This window comes from Nitrospira sp. M1, from assembly GCF_965152605.1.
Genome location: NZ_OZ224217.1, coordinates 2,578,556 through 2,600,740, shown reverse-complemented (window position 1 = coordinate 2,600,740; position 22,185 = coordinate 2,578,556). Strand labels below are relative to the sequence as shown.

18 protein-coding genes are annotated in these 22,185 nt (G+C 48.1%); all 18 read left to right on the top strand.

All coding sequences use genetic code 11. The features are described 5' to 3' along the window. Positions 1-17: 17 nt before the first annotated feature. The 18 genes from cheD (at position 18) to ACWHX8_RS11815 (ending at position 22,185) form a co-directional block, all read left to right on the top strand. A complete protein-coding gene (cheD, locus tag ACWHX8_RS11900; RefSeq protein WP_447968344.1) occupies positions 18-626 on the top strand; it encodes a chemoreceptor glutamine deamidase CheD in 609 nt (202 codons plus the stop codon). An 87-nt stretch (positions 627-713) separates the two neighbouring features. Further along, complete coding sequence (locus ACWHX8_RS11895) at positions 714-1,775, top strand: protein-glutamate methylesterase/protein-glutamine glutaminase (protein ID WP_447968343.1); 1,062 nt, start codon at positions 714-716, stop codon at positions 1,773-1,775. A gap of 636 nt (positions 1,776-2,411) precedes the next feature. Next, the gene (locus ACWHX8_RS11890) at positions 2,412-5,222 is read left to right on the top strand and encodes a chemotaxis protein CheW (RefSeq protein ID WP_447968342.1); all 2,811 of its coding nucleotides are present in this window, start codon (positions 2,412-2,414) and stop codon (positions 5,220-5,222) included. Between the two features lie 3 nt (positions 5,223-5,225). Continuing rightward, on the top strand, positions 5,226-5,690 hold the full coding sequence (locus tag ACWHX8_RS11885; protein ID WP_447968341.1) for a chemotaxis protein CheW: 465 nt from the start codon (positions 5,226-5,228) through the stop codon (positions 5,688-5,690). Between the two features lie 144 nt (positions 5,691-5,834). After that, entirely contained in the window at positions 5,835-8,321 is a 2,487-nt protein-coding gene (locus ACWHX8_RS11880; protein ID WP_447968340.1) for a methyl-accepting chemotaxis protein, read from the top strand. A 122-nt stretch (positions 8,322-8,443) separates the two neighbouring features. Then, positions 8,444-8,809: a response regulator gene (locus tag ACWHX8_RS11875; RefSeq protein ID WP_447968339.1), complete on the top strand. Its 366-nt coding sequence runs from the start codon at positions 8,444-8,446 to the stop codon at positions 8,807-8,809. An 87-nt stretch (positions 8,810-8,896) separates the two neighbouring features. Further along, entirely contained in the window at positions 8,897-9,997 is a 1,101-nt protein-coding gene (gene cheB, locus ACWHX8_RS11870; RefSeq protein ID WP_447968338.1) for a chemotaxis-specific protein-glutamate methyltransferase CheB, read from the top strand. A gap of 28 nt (positions 9,998-10,025) precedes the next feature. Continuing rightward, positions 10,026-10,883 carry a CheR family methyltransferase gene (locus ACWHX8_RS11865; protein WP_447968337.1) on the top strand — a complete coding sequence of 286 codons (858 nt, stop codon included), beginning with the start codon at positions 10,026-10,028 and terminating at the stop codon, positions 10,881-10,883. Further along, positions 10,870-11,319, top strand: a complete 450-nt coding sequence (locus ACWHX8_RS11860; RefSeq protein WP_447968336.1) for a chemotaxis protein CheX — start codon at positions 10,870-10,872, stop codon at positions 11,317-11,319. Before ACWHX8_RS11865 ends, ACWHX8_RS11860 begins: the two co-directional genes overlap by 14 nt. A 33-nt stretch (positions 11,320-11,352) precedes the next feature. After that, positions 11,353-11,742, top strand: coding sequence for a PilZ domain-containing protein (locus tag ACWHX8_RS11855; protein WP_447968335.1), 390 nt, complete (start codon positions 11,353-11,355; stop codon positions 11,740-11,742). A gap of 207 nt (positions 11,743-11,949) precedes the next feature. Then, a complete protein-coding gene (locus ACWHX8_RS11850; protein WP_447968334.1) occupies positions 11,950-12,306 on the top strand; it encodes an STAS domain-containing protein in 357 nt (118 codons plus the stop codon). 362 nt (positions 12,307-12,668) lie between these two features. Continuing rightward, the gene (locus ACWHX8_RS11845; protein WP_447968333.1) at positions 12,669-13,973 is read left to right on the top strand and encodes an HD-GYP domain-containing protein; all 1,305 of its coding nucleotides are present in this window, start codon (positions 12,669-12,671) and stop codon (positions 13,971-13,973) included. Beyond that, the gene (locus ACWHX8_RS11840; protein ID WP_447968332.1) at positions 13,970-17,017 is read left to right on the top strand and encodes a response regulator; all 3,048 of its coding nucleotides are present in this window, start codon (positions 13,970-13,972) and stop codon (positions 17,015-17,017) included. Before ACWHX8_RS11845 ends, ACWHX8_RS11840 begins: the two co-directional genes overlap by 4 nt. 29 nt (positions 17,018-17,046) lie before the next feature. Then, on the top strand, positions 17,047-17,964 hold the full coding sequence (locus ACWHX8_RS11835; RefSeq protein ID WP_447968331.1) for a response regulator: 918 nt from the start codon (positions 17,047-17,049) through the stop codon (positions 17,962-17,964). Between the two features lie 102 nt (positions 17,965-18,066). Continuing rightward, positions 18,067-18,291, top strand: a complete 225-nt coding sequence (locus ACWHX8_RS11830; RefSeq protein ID WP_447968330.1) for a helix-turn-helix domain-containing protein — start codon at positions 18,067-18,069, stop codon at positions 18,289-18,291. A 797-nt stretch (positions 18,292-19,088) separates the two neighbouring features. Then, a complete protein-coding gene (locus tag ACWHX8_RS11825; RefSeq protein WP_447968329.1) occupies positions 19,089-19,472 on the top strand; it encodes a chemotaxis response regulator CheY in 384 nt (127 codons plus the stop codon). A 59-nt stretch (positions 19,473-19,531) separates the two neighbouring features. Next, positions 19,532-20,149 (top strand): protein phosphatase CheZ, encoded by a 618-nt coding sequence (locus tag ACWHX8_RS11820; RefSeq protein ID WP_447968328.1) that lies wholly within the window; start codon positions 19,532-19,534, stop codon positions 20,147-20,149. Positions 20,150-20,256: 107 nt separating this feature from the next. Beyond that, positions 20,257-22,185, top strand: coding sequence for a chemotaxis protein CheA (locus ACWHX8_RS11815; protein ID WP_447968327.1), 1,929 nt, complete (start codon positions 20,257-20,259; stop codon positions 22,183-22,185).

Genomic DNA, 22,185 nt, shown 5'->3' with positions numbered 1-22,185 from the left:
ACCCTTGAGTCATAATTATGTCACAAAGTTCAAATATGGAGTTTGGACACATCCGAAGAATGAAAGACATTCGATTTCCTCATGAAGTGGCAGTCATTCTTCCGGGTGAGTACTTTCTCAGTGAAACACCCATGGTTGTCTATACCGTCTTGGGGTCGTGCATCTCGGTCTGCCTCCGAGACCCGCAAGCTGGAATAGGCGGAATGAATCACTTTATGTTAGCCGCTCCAAAGGGGCAGCATGACAACGATGCCTGGTCGGAGTCGGGGCGATACGGCAGTTATGCTATGGAAATGTTAATCAACGGTATTTTAAGTCGTGGTGGGCATCGTAAGCGCTTGGAAGCTAAGGTCTTCGGTGGTGGGAAAATTTATGACGGCAGTTTGGATGTCGGAGCCAAAAATGCCGCGTGGGCATTGGATTATCTTCAACAAGAGGGGATGCCGCCAGTAAAAGCTGATGTCGGGGATGTCTGTCCTCGGAAGGTGTATTATTTTACGGATACCGGCAAAGTCTTGATGAAAAAGCTGGATCGCGTGCAATCTCAAAAAATTGTACAACAAGAGCGACAATATGAATCGACGCTCAAAAAAGAGCCTGCGGCAGGTGAGGTGACGTTGTTCTAAGCAGCCACATAAAGGCTGTCACACCTGGAGATGCTGCGTGTGTCGGCTGGTCTGCGTTGTCTGGTGTTCGATAACAAGGAGTGACGAATGAGTACAAAAAAGATTCGAGTGCTGATTGTCGATGACTCTGCGTTGATTCGAGGGGTCATGACTGAATTGTTGCGGCAAGATCCTGAAATTGACGTTGTGGGGTCGGCGACGGATCCCTATGCTGCGCGCGATAAAATCAAAAGTCTGAATCCCGATGTGCTGACTCTTGATGTTGAGATGCCCAAAATGGATGGGTTGACCTTTCTTCAGAAAGTTATGGCTGGTCATCCCATGCCCGTCGTGATGGTCAGTTCACTGACTGAATCTGGTTGTGAAACAACCTTACGCGCGTTGGAGCTTGGTGCCGTTGATTTTATCACCAAGCCGAAAATCGACGTGCAACATGGGTTAGAGGAACTTGCTGAGTCGATTACAAGCAAGATTAAAACCGCGGCGGCGGCCACGGTACGAAAACGAACCCCGACAACTGTGAATCCCGATCGTCTTCGTGAATTAGCGACGCAATCTTCCATGATAAAAACGACGGATACGATCATTGCGATTGGGGCATCTACCGGTGGAACTGAAGCGTTGAAAGAGTTGCTTGAAGTGCTTCCGCCAAGTGTCCCACCGATTGTTATTACGCAGCATATGCCGGAACGATTTACCAAAACCTTTGCCGATCGCTTGAATCAAGTATGCCAGATTAGCGTGAAAGAAGCAGTGGATGGAGATAGTGTCATTCCTGGACAGGCGCTTCTTGCGCCGGGCAACTATCATATGGAGCTCCGCCGAAGCGGTGCGCGTTATCAAGTCACCCTCAATCAAAACCCTCCAATCAATCGTCATCGTCCTGCTGTTGACGCGATGTTTCGTTCTGTTGCGCATTATGCCGGTGCCAATAGTCTTGGAGTGATCCTTACCGGTATGGGTAATGACGGCGCGGCGGGGATGCTTGAAATGAAAAAGGCGGGTGCGTTTAATTTGGCTCAAGATGAAGCGTCATGTGTCGTCTTTGGTATGCCGAAGGAAGCGATTAAGGCTGGTGGGGTTGATAAGATTCTTCCTTTGTCCGACATTCCTGCCGCTATGTTGTCGCATCTGAAGAGTGTCTCGTAAGTAGACCGTATGTCGGATAGGGAAACCGGAAAATATCATGAGAAAGCCCATTGCAACGCTCATCTCAGATGCAGGTTCCTAGTTGTGTCTTGTGATTCATCTATAGCATTGTGATGAACAGTATGGAATAAGAACGCTGGCTTTCCCACGGTTCCTGATCTGAGACCTACCTTCCTTTGTCGTGTCATATCTTTCCTCCTTCCTTACATTCAATATGTTGTTGGGATACGCAACATGTGAATTCCTCTGCTGCCCGATTATTGTTTGTCATATCGTCCGACCTGAGTGCATTGGCATTATTTTCGATAGTAGAGACCGAGCTTTCCTGGTGTGCCTATGACTCATGAGTTGTAGAGAGTATTCTGACTTGCTTCCATTGCCCACCAGGGACACCTTGTCATAGGCAAAAATTTCCCAATATCAGGTATATCTGCTGTACGAGAGTATGATGAAAATGCATTTTCCTATCAGATCTTTAACTTTGTATGAAATTTCTCCGAAAGAAATAAGAGGAGTCTTCATTGATTTGACGCTCCAGTGAATGGTGATAGGTCCGCGTATGACGGTCCTCATTGTCAGATCGTATGACCGTCTATATCGATGAATTGGCATGATGTCTGAAAGAGAACGTTCTTGATGAATAATATGGATGTGGCCGTTTCGGAATTCTTAATCGAAAGCGATGAGAATGTGAGTCATATTGAACAAGACTTGATCAGTCTTGAATCGGCTCCTGATCAGCGTATCCTCTCAAGTATTCTTCGAGCCATTCACACCATTAAAGGTTCCTGCGCATTTTTGGGATATTCGAAATTGGAGGGGCTAACGCATACAGGCGAACGGCTTCTCAATTTGGTGCGCGATGGCGAATGTGCACTCACTCCGAAGATGATACCGACACTCTTGAAGATGGTTGAAGCGATTCGCCACATGTTAGAAATTATCGAGCAGGAAGGCATGGATGGTGAAAATGATTATGCCGAATTGAAACATCAATTGGAGGCACTGAAATGTGGGGGAGAGGCTGATGTTGAACCGGCTAGCGACGTGTCGGTTGTGACCTCCTTGCCCTATTCGTCTGTCGATGCGGAGATCGTGCTGGAACGTCCACCGAATACATTCGAGGTGTGTGAGCCGGTTCGATCCAATCCCGAATTAGATGAAGCCGTCGTAGAGTTTCTCAAGGAAAGTCATGAAAGCCTGTCGCAGGTTGAAAGAGATCTTGTTGATAGTGAAAGCCATCCGAGTCAAGAGAAGCTGGCATGTATATTTCGCGCAATTCATACCATCAAAGGAACGTGTTCTTTTCTTGGATATGCCAAGTTGGAAAGTCTGACGCATGCGGGAGAAACATTATTGAGTTGTCTTCGTAATGGGGAACTTTCACTCACCGTTGCGAGAGTAAGCGCGCTGTTGTCTTTAGTTGATGCCATTCGAATGATGCTTGCAAGTATCGCACACCACCGACATGACGGGAGCGATGATTGTCTTGAGCTAAAAGCGAAGCTCTTTGCGCTTCAGACGTCAGAGTTTGACGTGCCAATGAGTCCTGCGTTGTCAGGAGAAGATATTTCCTCTGCATGGCCATCTCCAGGTCTGCCGCCGCTCTCAACAGGGACGGGTTCCTCGACGACGTCACGGCAGGGTTCTGCCGACTCTCGTTCACAGGACTTGGTGGATCGTGGTATGCGGCACCATGCAGCGGGTTTGGTAGAGGATTCACGCCAGCCCGGAGCGGTAGGGTCATCAATCCGTGTTGATGTGACGGTATTAGATACATTGATGAGGATGGTTGGGGAGTTGGTCTTGACTCGCAATCAAATCGTTCAGTGTCCTGGTATGCAACAGGATTCCACATTCATGGCGACGGCTCAACGCCTGAGTATGATTACAGGAGAGTTGAAGTCGGGGCTTATGAAAACGCGAATGCAAGCTATTGGGAATATGTGGAATACGTTCCCACGAGTGGTTCGGGATCTGGCTCTTGCCTGTGGGAAAGATATTCGACTTGAAATGGAAGGACAAGAGACCGAATTGGATAAGGTGCTCCTTGAAGCGATTCAAGGCCCGTTGACGCACCTTGTACGAAATGCTGTCGATCATGGCATCGAACCTCCTCAGGTTCGGGAGGACACTGGAAAACCACGTCAAGGACGAATTGTATTGCGTGCGTATCATGAAGGAGGACAGGCGCATGTGGAAATTGTTGACGATGGTGGGGGGATTAAGACGCAACGCGTAGCGCAGACGGCGATTGCGCGTGGTGTCGTGTCAGAGGCTGATGTTTCGCGGATGCAGGAGCATGATCTTTTGCAACTTGTATTCTCTCCCGGCTTATCAACCGTATCGGAAGTGACAAATTTGTCCGGGCGCGGCGTCGGCATGGATGTCGTAAAAACCAATATTGAAAAAATTGGTGGAAGCATAGAAATTACAAGCACGGCTCAGAAAGGCACGACGGTGCAGCTCAGCGTACCGTTAACGCTTACGATTAGTCCGGCTCTTATCGTGACGGTTGGTGAGGAACGCTTTGCCATCCCCCAAGCCTATCTTCAGGAATTTGTCCGCATCGATGCGCAATTATATGCTCAGAGGACAGAAGTCGTTCAGGAGGCCTTGATGTACCGGTGGCGCGGACGCGTCATTCCACTCCTTCATTTGCACAACGTATTACAGGTCGCTCCTGTTGTATCCGAGAGTACAGCAGGGTCGTTGTGTTCAGACATCACCAATATCGTCGTCCTACAGGCTGGTCGTTTTCGATTCGGGCTTGTCGTGGATACTGTCCAGGATATTGAAGAAATTGTGGTCAAGCCACTTGGGACGCCACTGCAGGGATTAGACGTGTATGCAGGGGTGACAATTATGGGTGACGGTCACGTGGCTCTGATCTTAGATGTGATGGGTTTGACTCGTCGTGCCAATTGTGTGTTGGGTCAAGGTTCGCTCTTGCCAGTTGTGAGCCCTGCACAAGAGGAGGGGGCCGCCCGTTCCGGGAAATCTCAGATGTGTGTCATCACTCAGGTTGGTAATGATGAGCGTGTGGCCATACCGGTCCACAGGGTCATACGAATAACCGATGTACAGAAACGTGTGTTGCACATGGTCGATGGGAACCACGTGATGCGGTATCAAGGTCAGATTGTAGTGATTGTGCGGTTATCCTCACTGCTAGGGTCGTATTACGAACCATTATCTGATGAACGTGACCTGTGGCACGTCGCGCTCATGGATCATGATGGCCAATATGTAGGAGTTGTTCTTGATCGAATTATTGACATTGTGGATGTTCAGGTTGATGGGCACGCAACATCGAATCGTCCAGGCATTCTGAGCTCGACCGTCATCCAAGGAAAAATGACCGCGCTATTAGACATTGATGTTGTCTTGAAGACCGGTTTGCCAAAGTCCGTGGGATCAGTAACCCTGGAATGTCTGGAGACTTGAGTCATGTCAGGAGTCCGACAGTTCTGTACGTTCACCGTCGGTACGTTCTTGTTTGGCGTAGATGTTCGTGTTGTGCAGGAAGTCCTTCGCGATCAACGCATGACAGACGTTCCATTGGCTTCTCCTGTTATTCGAGGGCTGATGAATTTCCGGGGGCAAGTCGTTACGACGCTTGACCTTCGTCGTCGATTAGGAATTGACGCTGGGTCGTTCGATTCTTCTCCTATGAATGTTGTCATTCGAACTGATCATGAACCGATCAGCCTTCTTGTCGATGAACTTGGAGATATCATCGACGTTACTGATGATGCCTGGGAACTTCCGCCTTCCAGCCTTGACGGCGAGGTGAAGGCATTACTCGTTGGAGCGTATACATGTAATGACCGAATGCTGTTGGCTCTGGACGTGGGAAGGGTGATGGCCGTGTCTCATGAGGACCATGCGCACGATCACGCGGTTTCGCTGTGAGATTCTATGAGGGGAAAGTGGACACTGATATATGCGTATCGGCTATGGGACATCGTGTTGCCACTCTCTATCGCACAAAGACAATGCCGGCGAGAGCACGCTCATATGCTGTTTACACGTTGAATCCGAAGAGGAGAAGAGACGATGAGTCGATTTGAGAAGTCTGTACGCAAGTGTAGTATTACGGCAAAACTGATTGGCCTGTGTGTCATTTTTGGAGTTGTCCCAATGACGGCCATTGGATTCATTGGATTCGATGCCGCTCATCAAATGGAAGAAAAAGTTGGGGGGAAGTTTGAGAGTGTGGCCAAAACGATTGCTGATAAAATTGATCGGAATCTTTTCGAGCGATATGGTGATGCTCAAATTTTTGCACGCAATGAAGTGGCGCAATCGCATCTCCAATGGGGGAGTCCTTCGATGGCGCATGAGCTGACGAAAGCCATGAATCACTACGTGGCGACTGCCGGAGTCTACTACCTGACGATTATGGTGGATACCGAGGGGTACCCCATTGCCGTGAATTCAACGGATGCTGCAGGCTCTCCGATTCCCACAGCCCATCTTCTGCAAAAGAATTATCGAGCAACGCCCTGGTTTCAAGCATTATCAAAGAAGAACTATACCGTCGCGATGCCATTTACTACCCCCAATGCTCATCAGTTGACCGGAACATACATTGAAGACATTCATGTCGATACCGATGTCAAAGATGTCTATGCTGGTGACGACGGGTTGACTATCGGATTTTCAGCACCCGTTGTTGATCAAGATGGGAATGTCATTGCGTATTGGAGTAACCGCACCAAGTTTGCGCTGGTCGAACATATTATTCAAGAAGCGTATCAGGAACTCAAAGCTGAAGGGTTTTCAAGTGCTGAATTGACATTGTTAGATGGTCAAGGTCGAGTGCTCGTGGACTACGATCCGATCGGATATGGAACGGAACGCATGGTTCATGATTTTGAACATGTCATACTCAAGTTAAATTTAGCTGAATCGGGAGTCGAGATTGCCCAAAGGGCTGTTGCTGGACAATCCGGATATCAGAATGGCATTCATGCACGAAAGCAAATAGTCCACGCCGGAGGGTACACGCATTTACAGGGGGCATTAGGGTATCCGGGAATGAATTGGTCGGTTCTGGTGCGGATTGCGAAAGAGCAGGCGGCGATAACGCCGATGAAACTTAAGATGGCCATCCTGCTGACAGGGGGCGTGTGCTTGCTTGTCTTGTTGCCGCTTGCATGGTGGGTTGGACATAAGGGGACGGCACGAGTCAAACAGATTCAAGGTGTCGCTCAAGCAATGACGGCGGGCGACTATAGTCTTCGTGTGAACATGCAGTCATCTGACGAAGTTGGGCAATTGGCCAACACGTTTAATCATATGGCGGATAGGATTCAACATAGCACGCGAGAAATGTCCCGGATCAATTCAATCGTCGAACATGCACCGATCAATATCATATATGTGAATCATGACTGGAAGATTCAATACATGAATCCCGCTTCAAGAAACACGTTGAAAACCATTGAAGCGTATTTGTCTGTCACTGCCGATCAGCTGATTGGTCATTCACTAGAAACTTTCCACAATGATCAAGATTATCAGCAACGACTGTTGGATATTCAGAACAATCCACCAGGAGAAACTCACATTCATGTCGGTCCAGAAATCTTGGAACTGTTGGCAAGCCCGATTTACGATGCGACGCATCAGTACCTCGGAGCGATGGTGGCATGGCGCGTCATGACGCAACAATTAGCCTTAGAACGTCAGATTCAAGAGTCGGCAGCGTATGAAAAAGCACAAGCGGAAAAGTTGAAGGACGGGGTCGCAGAAATTGCTTCGATTGCGACGTCCTTAGCCAGTGCTGCGGAAGAGCTGAATACTGTCAGTCGTCAAATGGGAGGTATGGCCGAAGAGACATCCAATCAAGCACATATTGTCTCGGGTGTTGCAGAGGAAGTGAGCAAGAATATTCAGTCTGTTGCGATTGGTTCAGAAGAGATGAGTGCCAGTATTCAGGAGATCTCGAATAATACCACGAACTCTGCACGTGTCGCGACAGAGGCGGTGACTGCTGTGGTGACCGCGAATGCCACCGTTGGAAAACTCGGACAGAGTAGTGCAGAGATTGGCAGTATTATTAAAGTGATTAATTCGATTGCGGAACAAACGAATCTCTTGGCCTTGAATGCGACCATAGAAGCGGCCCGAGCAGGGGAGGCAGGGAAGGGATTTGCGGTGGTTGCCAATGAAGTCAAGGACCTTGCGAAAGAAACGAAGCATGCCACTGAGCATATTAGTCACATGATTGAAACGATTCAAGCCGATACCAAAGGTGCGGTGGATGCCATTGCTCAGATACATGAAGTGATTCAACAGGTGCACGATTTTCAAAATACGGTAGCCAGCGCGGTCGAAGAGCAAACCGTGACGACCAATGAGATGAGTCGTCATGTCTTCGAAGCGTCAAAAGGCGGAGTAGAGATTGCGAGTAACATTGCACATGTGGCTCAGGCTGCGACCAGTACCAATGAAGGTACGCAACAAACAAAGGCTGCTGCCGAAGAATTAGCGAAAATGGCTGCCAATCTTCAATTGGTGGTGGGAAAGTTCACGTAACGCATCGGATTGGAAGCATCCAATCTCTTGTGTCGTGTACGGTTCCTACCTGGGGGCCGTGAAATGGATATCCAATAACGAGTCAGGATTCATGGAGCGTGGTGTCGAGGAGGGAGGTGTGTATGCATGTGTTGGTGATTGATGATTCAAAGGCCATGAGGATTATTCTTCGGCAAATTCTTGAATCACTTGGCGGACAAGTGGAGGAAGCTGTTGATGGAAGGGACGGTCTCCAAAAGTTGCAGGCGATGGGACCTGTCGATGTGGTGTTGGTTGATTGGAATATGCCAGCCATGAACGGTTTGGAGTTTCTCAAGACGATACGGGCAGACGCCTCCTATCCACGTGTTCCCGTGATGATGGTGACAACGGAAACCGAAGTCTCTCAAATGGAAAAGGCGTTGGATGCCGGTGCTGATGAATATGTCATGAAGCCGTTCACGAAAGATGTGATTCGTGAAAAACTCAGGTTGATTGGTATTCAGTAATACAAGAACGAGGCAGTGGTGGTGTACCGTTGTCTCCCTGCGTGTCAGATCAATGCATATGATGTACGAGGGTCTCTATACCTTGTGATGGCAAATATTCGTGTCCTGATTATTGAAAGCTCTGCTGTGATTCGTCGTCTGCTTGCAGACGAACTGAGTCGTGACTCCAAGCTCGATATTGTAGGGAAAGCTGCCACTGGTGACATTGGTTTGGCGATGATTGCACGGGATAGCCCGGATGTCGTGAGTGTGGGCATCGACATGTCTACTATGGATGGCCTGGCGATCGTCAGTGAAATTCGACGAAGATATACGCATCTTCCCATTGTTCTCTGTAGTACGCTCAATCAGCGTGCGGCTCGTGAAACACTTGAAGCCTTATCTCGCGGGGCCGATGATTATGTCACGATTCCGTTCAATATTGAACGTGATGCTTTTGGGAGAAATCGCCTACGAAACGAATTGATTTTCAAAATGAAATATCTCTGTCACCGGTCCATTCATGACGCGCCCGTTGACCCACGTCCAGCAACTGCACGTGACGCGTTCGTGAGTAAACGAGACGTGAAGATGGCACGTGTTGACATCGTAGCGATTGGAGTATCGACCGGTGGACCAAATGCATTGGCCGATGTGCTGTCGCAGTTTTCACAAGAATTTCCTGTACCGATTGTTATTGTTCAACATATGCCTCCTATTTTTACACAGTGTTTGAGTGAACGATTATCGTCGAAATGCGTCATTCCTGTTCAAGAAGGGGTGTCAGGAATGACTCTGCTTCCGGGGCAAGCCTGGATCGCGCCAGGAAATCATCACATGACCGTCGTCTCCAAAGGGCATCACGTCGAATTGGCCTTGAATCAACATCCCCCTGAAAATTCTTGCCGTCCGTCGGTTGATGTGTTGTTCCGTTCAGTGGCCCATGTGTTTGGTAATCGTACGCTGGCAGTCATATTGACAGGGATGGGACATGATGGCCTAGCGGGGAGTACCGTGATTCGCGCGAAACATGGACACATCATCGTGCAAGATGAGGAGAGTTGTGTGGTGTGGGGAATGCCCGGGGCCGTGGCGCAAGCCGGATTAGCCGACAAAGTCCTTCCACTGTCACAGATTGCGGGTGAGATCACACGACGAGTGTCTGTGGAGCGTACAGTATCAATTATGCCACCTCAGGCAACAGTGTAATTCTATGTTGTCTTGTAGTCGTAGCCATATGTCTCAATCTTTATCTGAAGCCGAAATGCAATTTATCAGTGACCTTGTGCGAGAGCATTCCGCCATTGTCGTTGAGGCCAAAAAAGAGTACTTAGTTCGAGCTCGACTCGACCCTATTGTGAAGGAAGAGGGGTTGACGTCAATCACTGATCTTGTTTCCCAATTACGTGGCACTCCGTATGGACAACTTCATCGACGTATCATTGAGGCCATGACCACGAATGAAACAAGTTTTTTTCGTGACCTTACGCCATTTGAAGCATTACGAGATACGGTGCTCCCTGATTTGATGAAAAAACGAGCGGGCAGCAAATATGTGAATATTTGGTGTGGTGCGAGTTCGAGTGGTCAGGAGCCGTATACGATGGCTTTAGTGATTCGTGAACTGTTTTCTGACATAGATTCGTGGAGCATAAAAATTTTCGCAACAGACATCTCCACCGAAATGCTTCACCGCTGCAAGGAGGGGAAATATAGTCAACTCGAAGTGAATCGTGGGCTTCCGGTGAAACTGTTGTTGAAGTATTTTTCGAAACGCGGCCTATGCTGGCACGTGAATGATCAACTTCGAAAGATGATTGAGTTTAAAGAGATGAATCTTGTTGGACAGTGGTTGCCGTTTCCGAAGCTCGACATTGTGTTTTTACGAAATGTACTGATTTATTTTGATGTTGAAACCAAAAAGAGAATATTAGCAAAAATTCGAGAACATATGAGCCCTGATGGGTACTTATTCTTAGGTGGATCAGAGACCACGCTCAACCTTGATCCGGGGTTTGAACGAGTGTCCATCTGTAACACCTCCTGCTATCGGCTTCGTCCAGTTATGAAGGATTCACATCATGCAATTTCTTGAACAAGAAATTTTGGAGATTACAGAAACGACCTGGCAGTCATTACTGGGGTTCGAGATTCACGTGAGACAGGTTTCTTCTATCCCACGGCTTACTGAAAGCCCCTGTATTGGGTTCGTGAGTATTTCCGGTGAGTGGAATGGTGTGGTGTTGTTACAGGGTTCTGATCCGTTAACGAAATCTGCCGCTGCGGTCATTTTTGGAAAAGATCTGAGCGCGGTGACACACGACGATCAACGTGATGTGCTGTATGAATTGACCAATATTATTGCAGGGAACATGAAGTCTCTTCTTCCCAGTCCGTGTCAACTCTCTCTTCCCATTGTGCTTCTGTCGCCTATCATGTGTTGTCCGGTTTCCGGACTTACACGGATCAGTGCATTATGTTTCGATTGTCAGGGACAGCCCATGTATGTGTCGGTGTGGCAGGAACCGTAATGTGAGATTGTGACAAAAAGGAGCACGCGTAAAATGAGTGATACGCCAGGACGTCGAGCATGTACACGAGTGGATGTGACGCATGTGGTTGAATTGCAGGCAGGTGAGACGAGACCTATTCAGGGCGTTCTGTATGATGTGAGTCTCAATGGGCTGTATGTTCAGTGTGCGGACCGACTTCCGTTGCATGCTGATTGTCATGTGACATTGAGTCTCGATGGTGGAGATGGTGAACTGTGCATTCATGCCACGGGTCGTGTCGTGCGGATTGATGATGCCGGGCTTGCCATTCAATTTACGAACATTCTGGGTGAAGACAGTCTTGCACATCTTCGAAATCTTGTGCTGTTGAACAGCCACGAATGTCTCCCGCAGGTAGAACAAGAGTTTCGTGAGCACTTAGGTGTGAAGGCGAAAGAGTAGGTTTTTCCGTTTCTGCGTCTTCGTTTATGTAGATTCGTGAGTTTTTATCTTTTCCATGAAGTCTTTACTTAATTTTTCTGTTCGTTGTCCGATAACGGGAATAGGTCGGGAGAAGAAACGTGTGAGTGAGTTGATGGTTCACGTTGAACGGTCCACACGAAACGTGAATGATGCCATTGGACGTTTTATGGTTTAGAGGAGGGTACGATGCAAATTACTGAACAACAAGAAGGTGAAGTGGTCGTTCTGGAATTAGAGGGCCGGTTTGATTTTGGCGCAAGAAAGGTCTTTAAGGATACCGTCGAGCGACTACAAAAAGATGGCTGTTCACATATTATTATTAATATGGAACATGTGTCGTTTGTTGATAGTTCGGCCTTGGGATTATTGGTGATTGCGCATCAAAATTTAAAGGTGAAACATGCACAGCTCAGTCTCGTGAATCCGCAGCCCTATGTTCGACAGGTGTTGGATCTCGCGAATGTTCCCAAAATGGTTCAAATATTTCCTACACTTCAAGACGCCAAGCGTGTGTCTCCGAGTGCGGCGCCTGTCAGTCAGTAAACTCGTCGCCGCTGTGTTCCAACAGTATGATGCATGCGGAACCCTTATAGATCGTAGGCGTATAGTCGATTCAATGATAGCGAAACCAGGTAATCTTCAGCCGTATGTGCATCACGTATACAGCGCAACAACGCACGTCGTACAAGCGAAAGTTAAAAGGAACGGCTATCACTTCCATATCCTTGACGCGTTGGATGCCGCGTAGAAAGTCCTCATTGTACAACGTGAACCCTTCTGAAATAAAAATCGCACCTGAAATAGGAAGCCAACAGAAGGTGCTGCTCAGAAGCCATACAGCATACAACAACCGTGTTCAAGCAGACTAATACGTATTTGGATTCGCGATAACCGTCAAAGGCTTTATGACGAAGGCATCAGATTCCCCTGTTCGTCCTCCTACAGCCTCCAAGACGAAACGGATAGCCACCAGCCAGCTTAAGTCTGGGATGTTTCTCGTTGGTGTCTATCAGTCATGGTGGAAATCTCCATTTTTTCGACATAATCGTCTTCTGAAGACACAAAAAGAGGTTGACCTTCTTCTCAAGTCTGATGTCACGGAAGTCATGATTGATCCGACCCGTGGATTGGATGTTCATGAGGATGGAGAAGACGCATCGCCCGCATCATCTACTGCTACTGTAAGCCCAGATGTCGTCGAGCCTCAGAAGGAAGAGGGGCCTTCCTCGTTACCTGTCCGCTCACCCCGAGAAGTTTCCATACAGATTAAACACGATGCTGTAGCCGCTATAGAACGTGTGTTTGAAGGTGTGAAGACCGGATCCATCATTGATCACCCTACGCTCCAACACACAACCCATGCATTATTAGAACAGGTGCTTCATCAAGAGCAGGCGATGGCTGAAGTCTATTTACTGCAGAATCTTCAACTTTTTGATAAGACATTATATGGTCATGTTGTCGATGTTGCGATTCTCTCAATCATGGTTGGATTCCAGCTTGGCTTGTCTGAAAAGGATTTAGAAGTTCTCGCTCTCGGTGGGTTGCTCCATGATGTTGGTCATGTACGAATTCCACGGAATTTACTGCAACGAAAACATGCATTAACTGAGTATGAACAAGTCATTTTTGAACGTCATGTCGAGCGAGGTCTTGCCATTCTTGAGCAATGCCCATCGATTTCATCCGATGTGCAGCGGGTCGTCGCCGAACATCATGAACGGCAAGACGGGTCTGGCTATCCCGATCAGCGAGCTGCTGACGAGCTTTCAATTCTGAGTGACATTATCGGGTTTATTGATCAATTAGATTTGTTGGTCAGTCCCTGGGGGCCACCGCCAGGTCTCCCAACGGCGTTAGCCATTCGTACACTGTACCGGCTGGCAAAAAACGGACAGTTACGTACCGAGTCTGTCGAAGCACTCATACGATGTCTCGGGATCTACCCACTTGGCAGTCTTGTCAGTTTGTCAACGGGAGAACGAGCCGTGGTCATCAAAGCTAATCCTCTCGAACGGTTAAAACCAACAATAAAACTCATTTCGGATCAAGATGGTACCTTGTACGATTCGCCTATTATCGTCAATCTTGCCTCTAGCAGGGTATTGAAGGGGGAGCGGGTTATCGATGACATCCTCAATCCAATCAGTGTCCATATCGATGTTGAGCAATACTTTGCTCACGACTCCATGAACGAAAGCCATAGATGAGTACGCATCCAATCACACCCGAAAATCAGCAACTCAAAGATGCATATCGTCGACAAGTCTCGATGAATCATGCTTTATTGAAAGCCCTTGCGGTTGGGGTCTGTATCCTCGACGATTCTGGGAAAATTGTCACGTTGAATGATGCCGGGGCTCGTATGTTGGGATGGAGTGAATCGTTCGTTCGTGAAAAACATGCGCATGAGATTTTTGAATGCCTGACTCCTGAGTCTGATTACGAATCGGCCTATTGTCCCATTCATAGATGTGAGCAGACTCGTTCTCTTGTCTGGACGCCTCAGATACGATTTCGCACGCGTGCTGGTGAATGGTGCTGGGTTGAATTGTCGAGTCTCGCCTTGGATGATGTCGGTGGTTCCGGGATGATGATGACGTTTCGGGATCTCAGTACAGAACGGCAATTGCGTGAAGATTCACACAAGCTGGCTTCGATTCCGGAAGAAAGTCCATTCCCTATCATCGAAGTTGATATGGTGGGAAACTTGCTGTATGCCAATGCGGCGATGATTCATCTGATGCATGAAATTGACCATCGTTCTTCCTGGCCGGCTATCGGATTTCCTCTGCAATACCTTAGTGTCATTCAAGAATGTTTAACGACGAATATCGTGCAGAGAGATATTGAAGTTCATCTGGGACCGTATCAATATGTCTGGGTGTTTAGTCCCCATCCAGCCCTCGGGTTGGTGCGTGCGTTTGGCATGGATGTGTCTGACCGGAAATTAGCCGCAGATGAGTTGGCGGCCTTTGCGGATAGGCTTGAAAAAAACAATCGAGAGCTTGATGAGGCGCTGGTGAAGGCCGAGGCGGCGACAAAAGCTAAAGCGGCGTTCTTAGCGACGATGAGTCATGAAATTCGAACTCCATTAAATGGCGTGATTGGCATGACGGAGATGCTGTTACATTCCTCGTTAACGTCGGAGCAAGCCGAATCTGTATCGTTGATGCGCTCCTCAGGTGAGTCCCTTCTGACGATTATTAACGATATTCTGGATTTTTCTAAAATTGAAGCTGGGAAGCTACACCTTGAAATTGTCAGTTTTGAAATTCGGCAATTGCTCGAGGATGTGTTGGATGTATTCGCTGAACGCGCTCACAACAAATCTCTCGATTTCGCCAGCATTGTTTCCCCGGATGTTCCTGAGTCACTCGTTGGTGATCCGAATCGCCTTCGGCAAATTCTCACGAACTTTATCGGGAATGCCATTAAATTTACCGAGCAAGGAGAAGTGTTGGTGAGAGTCGAAAGACTCCGTCGTCAGGAAGACTCGAGACAGAGTGAGGTCACGAACATGACTTCGACTGTATCTGAGAACCCGTCTGCATTGCGCGCTCAAGTCGTACATGTTCCATCTTCAGCATCCGGCCTGTGTGTACGTCTTTCTGTGTGTGACACTGGGATTGGTATTTCTGAACATGCACAACAGCACGTATTTCAAGCCTTTTCTCAAGCTGATGTCTCGACGACGAGAAAATATGGAGGGACCGGTCTGGGCTTAGCCATTTCTCGTCAGCTTGTCGAGTTGATGGGAGGCGTCATCGGTGTTGAGGCTTCTGATGGGGGTGGAGCAACGTTCTGGTGTCATATTCCGTTTGACAGTGATGCAGACGCTCCCAGCCACGATGTTGAGTGTTCTCCTTCACTGGCACAGAATCGAGTCTTATGTGTCGGGTCTCCATCGGCTACTTCGCAAATGCTCGAGGGTCTTTGTCATGAGTTGGGAGCTCAGTGGGCTGTGACGGCAGACTGCACGCAAGCACGTTCTTGGTTACGTGCGGGATTAAAGGAGTCGCGTCCCTATACCACGGTATTGGTTGATTCTTTGATTCCTGATGCGTATAGACTGAAGTTCATCAATGCGGTGAAAACCGATCCTCTCCTTAAACAGGTCAACATTGTCATGCTTGTCAATAGAGGAATGCCTGCGCCTGACCAAAAGGGTCAAGAGACGATGATTGATGCGGTGTTGACGAAACCTGTTCATCGTGCACAATTACAACAATGCTTGGACCGGACGCGAGGCGAGGCTCTTGTGCCTCAGAGGCGATCGAATGAGACGGCTGAGATCGTTCCCATATTCTCAGGGTTATCGGTGTTAGTGGCTGAAGATAATTTAGTGAATCAAAAAGTCGTTTCCTGGGCTCTAAAGAAAATCGGGTGCCATGTGACGATGGTCGGTACTGGACGTGAGGCGGTGAGAGTGAGCTCAACTGGTGACTATGACGTCATTTTTATGGATTGGCAAATGCCAGAAATGGATGGCCTGGAAGCCACGCGTGCAATACGGGCGCGTGAAGCATTAGGCGTGAAGCGTGAAGCGGAAGACAGAGAAATTGAAGCATCTACCGAGATACGAAATACGAGCGACGAGCAACGAGACACGCTTCGTGTGCCAATCATCGGCATGACGGCCAATGCCATGAAGGGCGACCGAGAGGAATGTTTGCATGCAGGAATGGACGATTATATGGCTAAGCCTATTCGCGTTCATCAACTGTCGGCTATGCTCAGCAAGTGGTTGCCGACGTGTTTGAATGCATCGTCGGCAATGTCTCAGCCTTTCGAGGAAGCGGTATCCAGCTTGGGTGGAACGCAGACGACATCTGATAGCCCGTCAACGGAGATGGATAAACACGATACGGCTATTGTCTATGATGTCACGAAAGCCCTCGATGAGTTAGGTGGTGATTGGGTTCTTCTTCAGAGCCTGGTGATGATATTTCTTGACTCGGGTCCCAAGCTTATGGAATCGATTCACACGGCGTATGAGGCCATGTCGTATGATGCGCTGTGGAATCATGCGCATCAACTGAAAGGATCGTTAGGCGCGTTGCATGCGCTCGATGCGGCCCATGCTGCTACTCGTTTAGAAAAGGCGGCGCGTTCTCACGATCATCAGTCATCAGTGCAGGCGTATGTAGACTTACAGCAACAGTTCAGTCTATTGATTCCTGCGTTGGAGAGAGTCGTGTCTCAAGACGTGGTCTCAGAGTCGCATCGTACTCGTTCGGGAGTGTCGTCGTAACGTCCTGTCAGTGAAATGAGTGTTGCATAATGACGCAATATAATCAGGAACGAATTCTCGTCGTTGATGATGAACAGTCGATCCTTGATGCGATGGCCGAAGCCATTCGTTTATTAGATTGCACGGTGATCACGGCTCAAAATGGGGAGGAGGCTTGGGAAAAATTTGAAAATGAAAAGCCTGATGTTGTCGTGACGGACGTACGGATGCCGCATCGAGATGGATTGACGCTTACGACTCAAATCAAAGCCTCTCAACCCTTGTGCCCAGTGATTGTTGTCACAGGGTTTGGCAGTGAGCAGGCTGCTGTGGCTGCCTTAAAAGCCGGGGCTTCGGATTATCTTGTGAAACCCTTTCAGTTGAGCGAACTTCGTGAAGCGGTTGATCGGGCCTGTTCACTCTTACGGGCGAGGTGGGCTGATGAGTATGTCCTGGCGATTGTCGATGATATGACGAGTTCCTTCGTGATCGATAATCTTCCGGAAATGCTCGGGAGTGTGGTGAATGTGATTCTCAAAACGTTGACGGGATGTCTTGCTGGTCAACAATTGCTGAGTGTCCGGGTGGCATTGCAAGAATTACTGATGAATGCGATTGAGCATGGGAATTTAAATATTACTCCTGAAGAAAAAGCGAATGCACTCATAGATGATACGTATGATCAGCTCTTGCAAGTTCGTCGGGAGGACCCGAAATATCAGGCACGTCGAGTTCGACTGTCATGTTCGCATGATGTGCGTAAAGGCAAGGTCCACATTCGAATCGTCGATGAGGGGAATGGATTTGAGTGGACAAAGCTGTTAGATCGAGACGTTCGAACCTTGCCTCAGACCGCACGGTCAGGACGAGGTATTTTTTTGGTGCAAACTCTTGTGCCTGATGTGATGTACCATGGAACGGGAAACGAGGTGACCTTCAGTGTCACGTATGACAGTGTTCGACAATAAATTCACACAATTGTGGGCTATTTTCGTCGAAAAGTTCTCAAGTTTATGAATCTTCGCTCCGATACGAAAAGCATTAGTAACCATATGCAACGAGGTATCTCCATGAATGATTTGCTCACGTTACACGAAGTTTCCACTTTTTTAAAAGTTCCAAAGTCCACAATTTATAAACTTGCCCGTGAACGACGGTTGCCAGGTCATAAAGTTGGCAAACACTGGCGTTTCGTCAAAGAGGAAATTGAGGCCTGGGTGCAAAATGCCGGAATCGAAGAGGCCGTTGGTGTCGGGCATCAGAATGGTTCATCGAATGGATTTAGCTTGAACTAACACGCGTTGGAATATGGGGATTCTGTTGTTAGATGTCTGTGCCATTCGGTTATTGTATGCGGTCTGTTTACATGCTGCTTTTACCCTGTCTTCATCATATGATTCATGCGGGGGGTGTCGCTCCCGCATGAATCCCATCATCGTGCATGAGTGAGAGGTCGCCTTCATTCATACAGAAATGAAAGGCCTCTGCCTTTCACAATCTGAATCTTCAAGTGGCCGGCAGGTTTCTGTGTTACCTCGACGTGTTTGAGGCGATGCAGAGCAATGATTGCACGTATCGATTCGACCCTCTACCTCGAGTACCCTTGAATGCTGGCTCGTGAGTGTTGAGAGGAGAGTGGTCGAGAGACGTTTGAGTCATCGTGCCGAATGGGCCTCTTCTCTGTTCTTCATCTTGTATTTCTGCCTTTTTCCCCGACGCGTAAATCCCACAGTTTTCCATTCCACAATTGATTACGCGGGTTCCTCTCCAATTGTAAATATTCTCACGTGATTGCTTAAGAAATGCTGTATGTTGACCGATTCTCAACATACGGTATACGCATATGAGGGAGACGACTTACGTGAGTATGCGCAATTTGACAGTCTATCACGTGTAACCAAGAAGACTGTCGGGAACGGTAGGGCCAAGGGATAGGACGAAGCAGATTATCGTGCAGTTTGAGGAAGATACTTATGTGATGAAAGTGGCAAGACTGCCATGCTGTTTACGTGAATAGGGAGTGGGGCGGCAAAGCGCCGTTGGGAACGAGTTTGTTCAAAGTGTCACGAGATCACGAAGGAGGGATAAGGTTATGTTGGACACGAGTATGAAGGTGTTAGTCGTTGATGATATGTCGACGATGCGTCGTATCGTGAAGAATGTGTTAAAGCAAATCGGGTATTCAGATATTGCCGAAGCGGAGAATGGCCAAGATGCCCTGACAAAATTAAAAGCTGGTGGGTTTGGGCTGGTTGTGTCTGACTGGAACATGCCCGTGATGCCTGGCATTGAATTGTTGCGCAATGTGCGGGGTGATGCCAATCTGAAATCACTGCCCTTTCTGATGGTCACGGCGGAAGCACAAAAAGAAAATATTATTGAAGCGGTGCAGGCTGGCGTGAGTAATTATGTGGTGAAGCCGTTTACGGCCGAAGCGCTTCAAGAAAAGTTAGAAAAGATTTTCGCGAAGAAATAATGCCATGGATTCACTGCTCGATGTGCCGGTAGCCGCCGGAACCAATAAAGGAGATCGTTATGCTCGTAGATCGAGGCTTTGAAGACACGAATGAGCCTGTGACGGAAGAACCCGACCAGTCTATCTATGATGAATTGGGAGAGTTGACGAAATATGTCGAAATGATGACTCGGACAATTGGGGAAATGGAAGTTCCGGTGGCTTCGACGTCCGATCAATTACCGGATGCGACTGCGCATCTTGGAGAACTGGCCAAGATTACCGAAGAGGGTACGCACAAGGTCATGGCGATTACTGAGGAAATGACGGAAAATCGAGATCGACTCAAGACCATGGTGCAGAATATGGCAGGTGCTTCACCAGAAGATCTTGCGAAACAGGTCAAGGCCATCACGATCTTATTGGATGCGGATGAAGCACGGATTACCAATATCACCGTCGCGCTCGGCTTTCAGGATATTGTGGCCCAACGTGTGGCGAAGCTCGTGACTGTGTTGGATGAAGTCCAACATAAGCTCTTAAAACTTGTGGTGGTGTTTGGTTTACAACATAAAAAAGGCCAAACCAAAAAGGAGGGGCGTGGGTACGACATGTTACATCAGCTTGAAGCTTCTAAAAATACCGCACTCAAGCAAGACTTTGTGGATGATATTCTTTCAGAGTTTGGATTTAACTAAAGGATAGGAATTGGTGACGAAACTGTAAGGATTGACGATGTCCATGAACATGATTGCCCCCTTTCAGTGTCTTTCGCCTATCTCCCACCGACAAGACGGAGTTTCTCATGAACGATGAGATGAAAGAAATCTTAAATGATTTCCTCGCCGAAGGTTCTGAAATGTTGGAAGCCCTTGATCAACATTTCGTGCAACTGGAAGCCGATCCCAATAATACCGACCTCTTGAATGAAATATTTCGTGCCATGCATAGCATGAAAGGCTCAGCCGGATTTCTTGGATTTACCAATCTTGTTGAAGTGGCTCATCAAGGTGAGAGTCTCTTAAATAAGTTGCGTCAGGGAGACATTAGCGTTTCCCCTCTCATCATCGACATCATCCTCGAAGCCGTGGATGCCGTCAAACTCCTACAAGAAGATATACGAGATACCGGAGAAGACACGCATGTCGATACCAGTGTTATTGTGAATAAACTGACGCTGATGCTTGATAGTGCTCCTGTCCTCGGATCTCAAGATTCGAGCGCACGTGCAGACGAGATGCCAAGTGTCCCGAGTGAGGAAGCCTCGACGACAATTTCAGAACAAAGAGTATCGCCGGGACTCGTTCTACCAGAGGGTGATGTGTCGGAAGAAGTTTTGTCAATTGAAGCACCTGTCAATGCCGAAACCCAAGAATCTACAGAGTCGCCTTCGAGCAGTTCGGCGGTGCCATCACCAACTCCAGAGCCAGAAGCTGATCTTTCAGTGATGTTGAACAAGATCAAGGATGTAACGAATCGTTCGATTCAGGCTGCGAAACCTGCTCAAGGTAAAGCGGGTTCGGGAAAGGAAGAAGATCAGACTGTCCGTGTCGAAACGCGTCGTCTTGACCATGTGATGAATCTCGTTGGAGAGCTGGTGTTAGGCCGGAATCGATTGATGAAACTGGGCTATGGTCTTGAGGAAAGTTTCGAAAATGATCCTCATGTTCGTGAGTTAGGGGTGACCTTAGCCCAATTGAATCTCGTGACCTCTGACCTGCAGCTCGCCGTCATGAAAACACGAATGGTGCCAATTCGTAAAGTCTTCGCTAAGTTTCCACGTCTTGTCCGAGATGTGTCGAACAAGCTCGGGAAGCAGGTTCGTTTGGAGTTACTTGGCGAGGATACGGAAGTTGATAAATCTGTTGCTGATGAACTTGGCGATCCACTGGTGCATTTAGTGAGAAATTCAATGGACCATGGGTTGGAAACGGCGATAGATCGACAGAATGCTGGGAAAGCATCGGAAGGGTACGTACGACTGACGGCATCACAAGAAGGCAATAGTATTGTGATACGGATTGAAGATGATGGTCGTGGCCTACAAGCAGAAAAAATAAAGGCCAAGGCTCTTGAACGGGGTTTAGTGTCTGAAGTCGACCTTGCGTCCATGGGGCCTCGTGAAATGATGAGTCTGATCTTTCTTCCTGGGTTCAGTACGGCGGATCAAGTGAGTGATTTATCCGGTCGTGGCGTGGGGATGGATGTTGTTCGTACAAATATTAGTCGGATGAACGGAAGTATTGAATTAGACTCTGAACCAGGTCATGGGAGTCGTGTGACGATTAAGCTGCCCTTAACGGTTGCGATCATTCAAGCGCTGATGGTTGAAGTGGAATGCTGTACCTTTGCGATTCCACTCGCCTCGGTCATTGAAGCCGTCAAAGTCACGAAAGATGAAATTAAGACGATCAACGGGCAAGCGGTGCTAAATCTCCGAGAACGTATTCTTCCGTTAATTCATCTTTCAGAGAAATTTCAGATTCCAAGTCAGTCTGCTCCCGAGGAATGTTATGTGGTCGTGATTGCCATCGGTGAACGGCATTTTGGTGTTGTCGTTGACCGATTGCGCGCACAAGAAGAAGTGGTCATTAAATCACTTGGCGAGTTTTTGTCTGAAGTGAAGGGTGTCGCGGGAGCGACGATTACTGGAGATGGCAAGGTCGTCTTAATTTTAGATATGGCAGATCTCGTTGAGGATATACGGGGTGCTCCGTTGACAATGATGGCATAA

Coding starts and splice junctions, on each gene's coding strand:
- cheD (WP_447968344.1), top strand. CDS start 18: ATGTCACAAAGTTCAAATATGGAGTTTGGACACATCCGAAGAATGAAA.
- ACWHX8_RS11895 (WP_447968343.1), top strand. CDS start 714: ATGAGTACAAAAAAGATTCGAGTGCTGATTGTCGATGACTCTGCGTTG.
- ACWHX8_RS11890 (WP_447968342.1), top strand. CDS start 2,412: ATGAATAATATGGATGTGGCCGTTTCGGAATTCTTAATCGAAAGCGAT.
- ACWHX8_RS11885 (WP_447968341.1), top strand. CDS start 5,226: ATGTCAGGAGTCCGACAGTTCTGTACGTTCACCGTCGGTACGTTCTTG.
- ACWHX8_RS11880 (WP_447968340.1), top strand. CDS start 5,835: ATGAGTCGATTTGAGAAGTCTGTACGCAAGTGTAGTATTACGGCAAAA.
- ACWHX8_RS11875 (WP_447968339.1), top strand. CDS start 8,444: ATGCATGTGTTGGTGATTGATGATTCAAAGGCCATGAGGATTATTCTT.
- cheB (WP_447968338.1), top strand. CDS start 8,897: ATGGCAAATATTCGTGTCCTGATTATTGAAAGCTCTGCTGTGATTCGT.
- ACWHX8_RS11865 (WP_447968337.1), top strand. CDS start 10,026: ATGTCTCAATCTTTATCTGAAGCCGAAATGCAATTTATCAGTGACCTT.
- ACWHX8_RS11860 (WP_447968336.1), top strand. CDS start 10,870: ATGCAATTTCTTGAACAAGAAATTTTGGAGATTACAGAAACGACCTGG.
- ACWHX8_RS11855 (WP_447968335.1), top strand. CDS start 11,353: ATGAGTGATACGCCAGGACGTCGAGCATGTACACGAGTGGATGTGACG.
- ACWHX8_RS11850 (WP_447968334.1), top strand. CDS start 11,950: ATGCAAATTACTGAACAACAAGAAGGTGAAGTGGTCGTTCTGGAATTA.
- ACWHX8_RS11845 (WP_447968333.1), top strand. CDS start 12,669: ATGACGAAGGCATCAGATTCCCCTGTTCGTCCTCCTACAGCCTCCAAG.
- ACWHX8_RS11840 (WP_447968332.1), top strand. CDS start 13,970: ATGAGTACGCATCCAATCACACCCGAAAATCAGCAACTCAAAGATGCA.
- ACWHX8_RS11835 (WP_447968331.1), top strand. CDS start 17,047: ATGACGCAATATAATCAGGAACGAATTCTCGTCGTTGATGATGAACAG.
- ACWHX8_RS11830 (WP_447968330.1), top strand. CDS start 18,067: ATGAATGATTTGCTCACGTTACACGAAGTTTCCACTTTTTTAAAAGTT.
- ACWHX8_RS11825 (WP_447968329.1), top strand. CDS start 19,089: ATGTTGGACACGAGTATGAAGGTGTTAGTCGTTGATGATATGTCGACG.
- ACWHX8_RS11820 (WP_447968328.1), top strand. CDS start 19,532: ATGCTCGTAGATCGAGGCTTTGAAGACACGAATGAGCCTGTGACGGAA.
- ACWHX8_RS11815 (WP_447968327.1), top strand. CDS start 20,257: ATGAACGATGAGATGAAAGAAATCTTAAATGATTTCCTCGCCGAAGGT.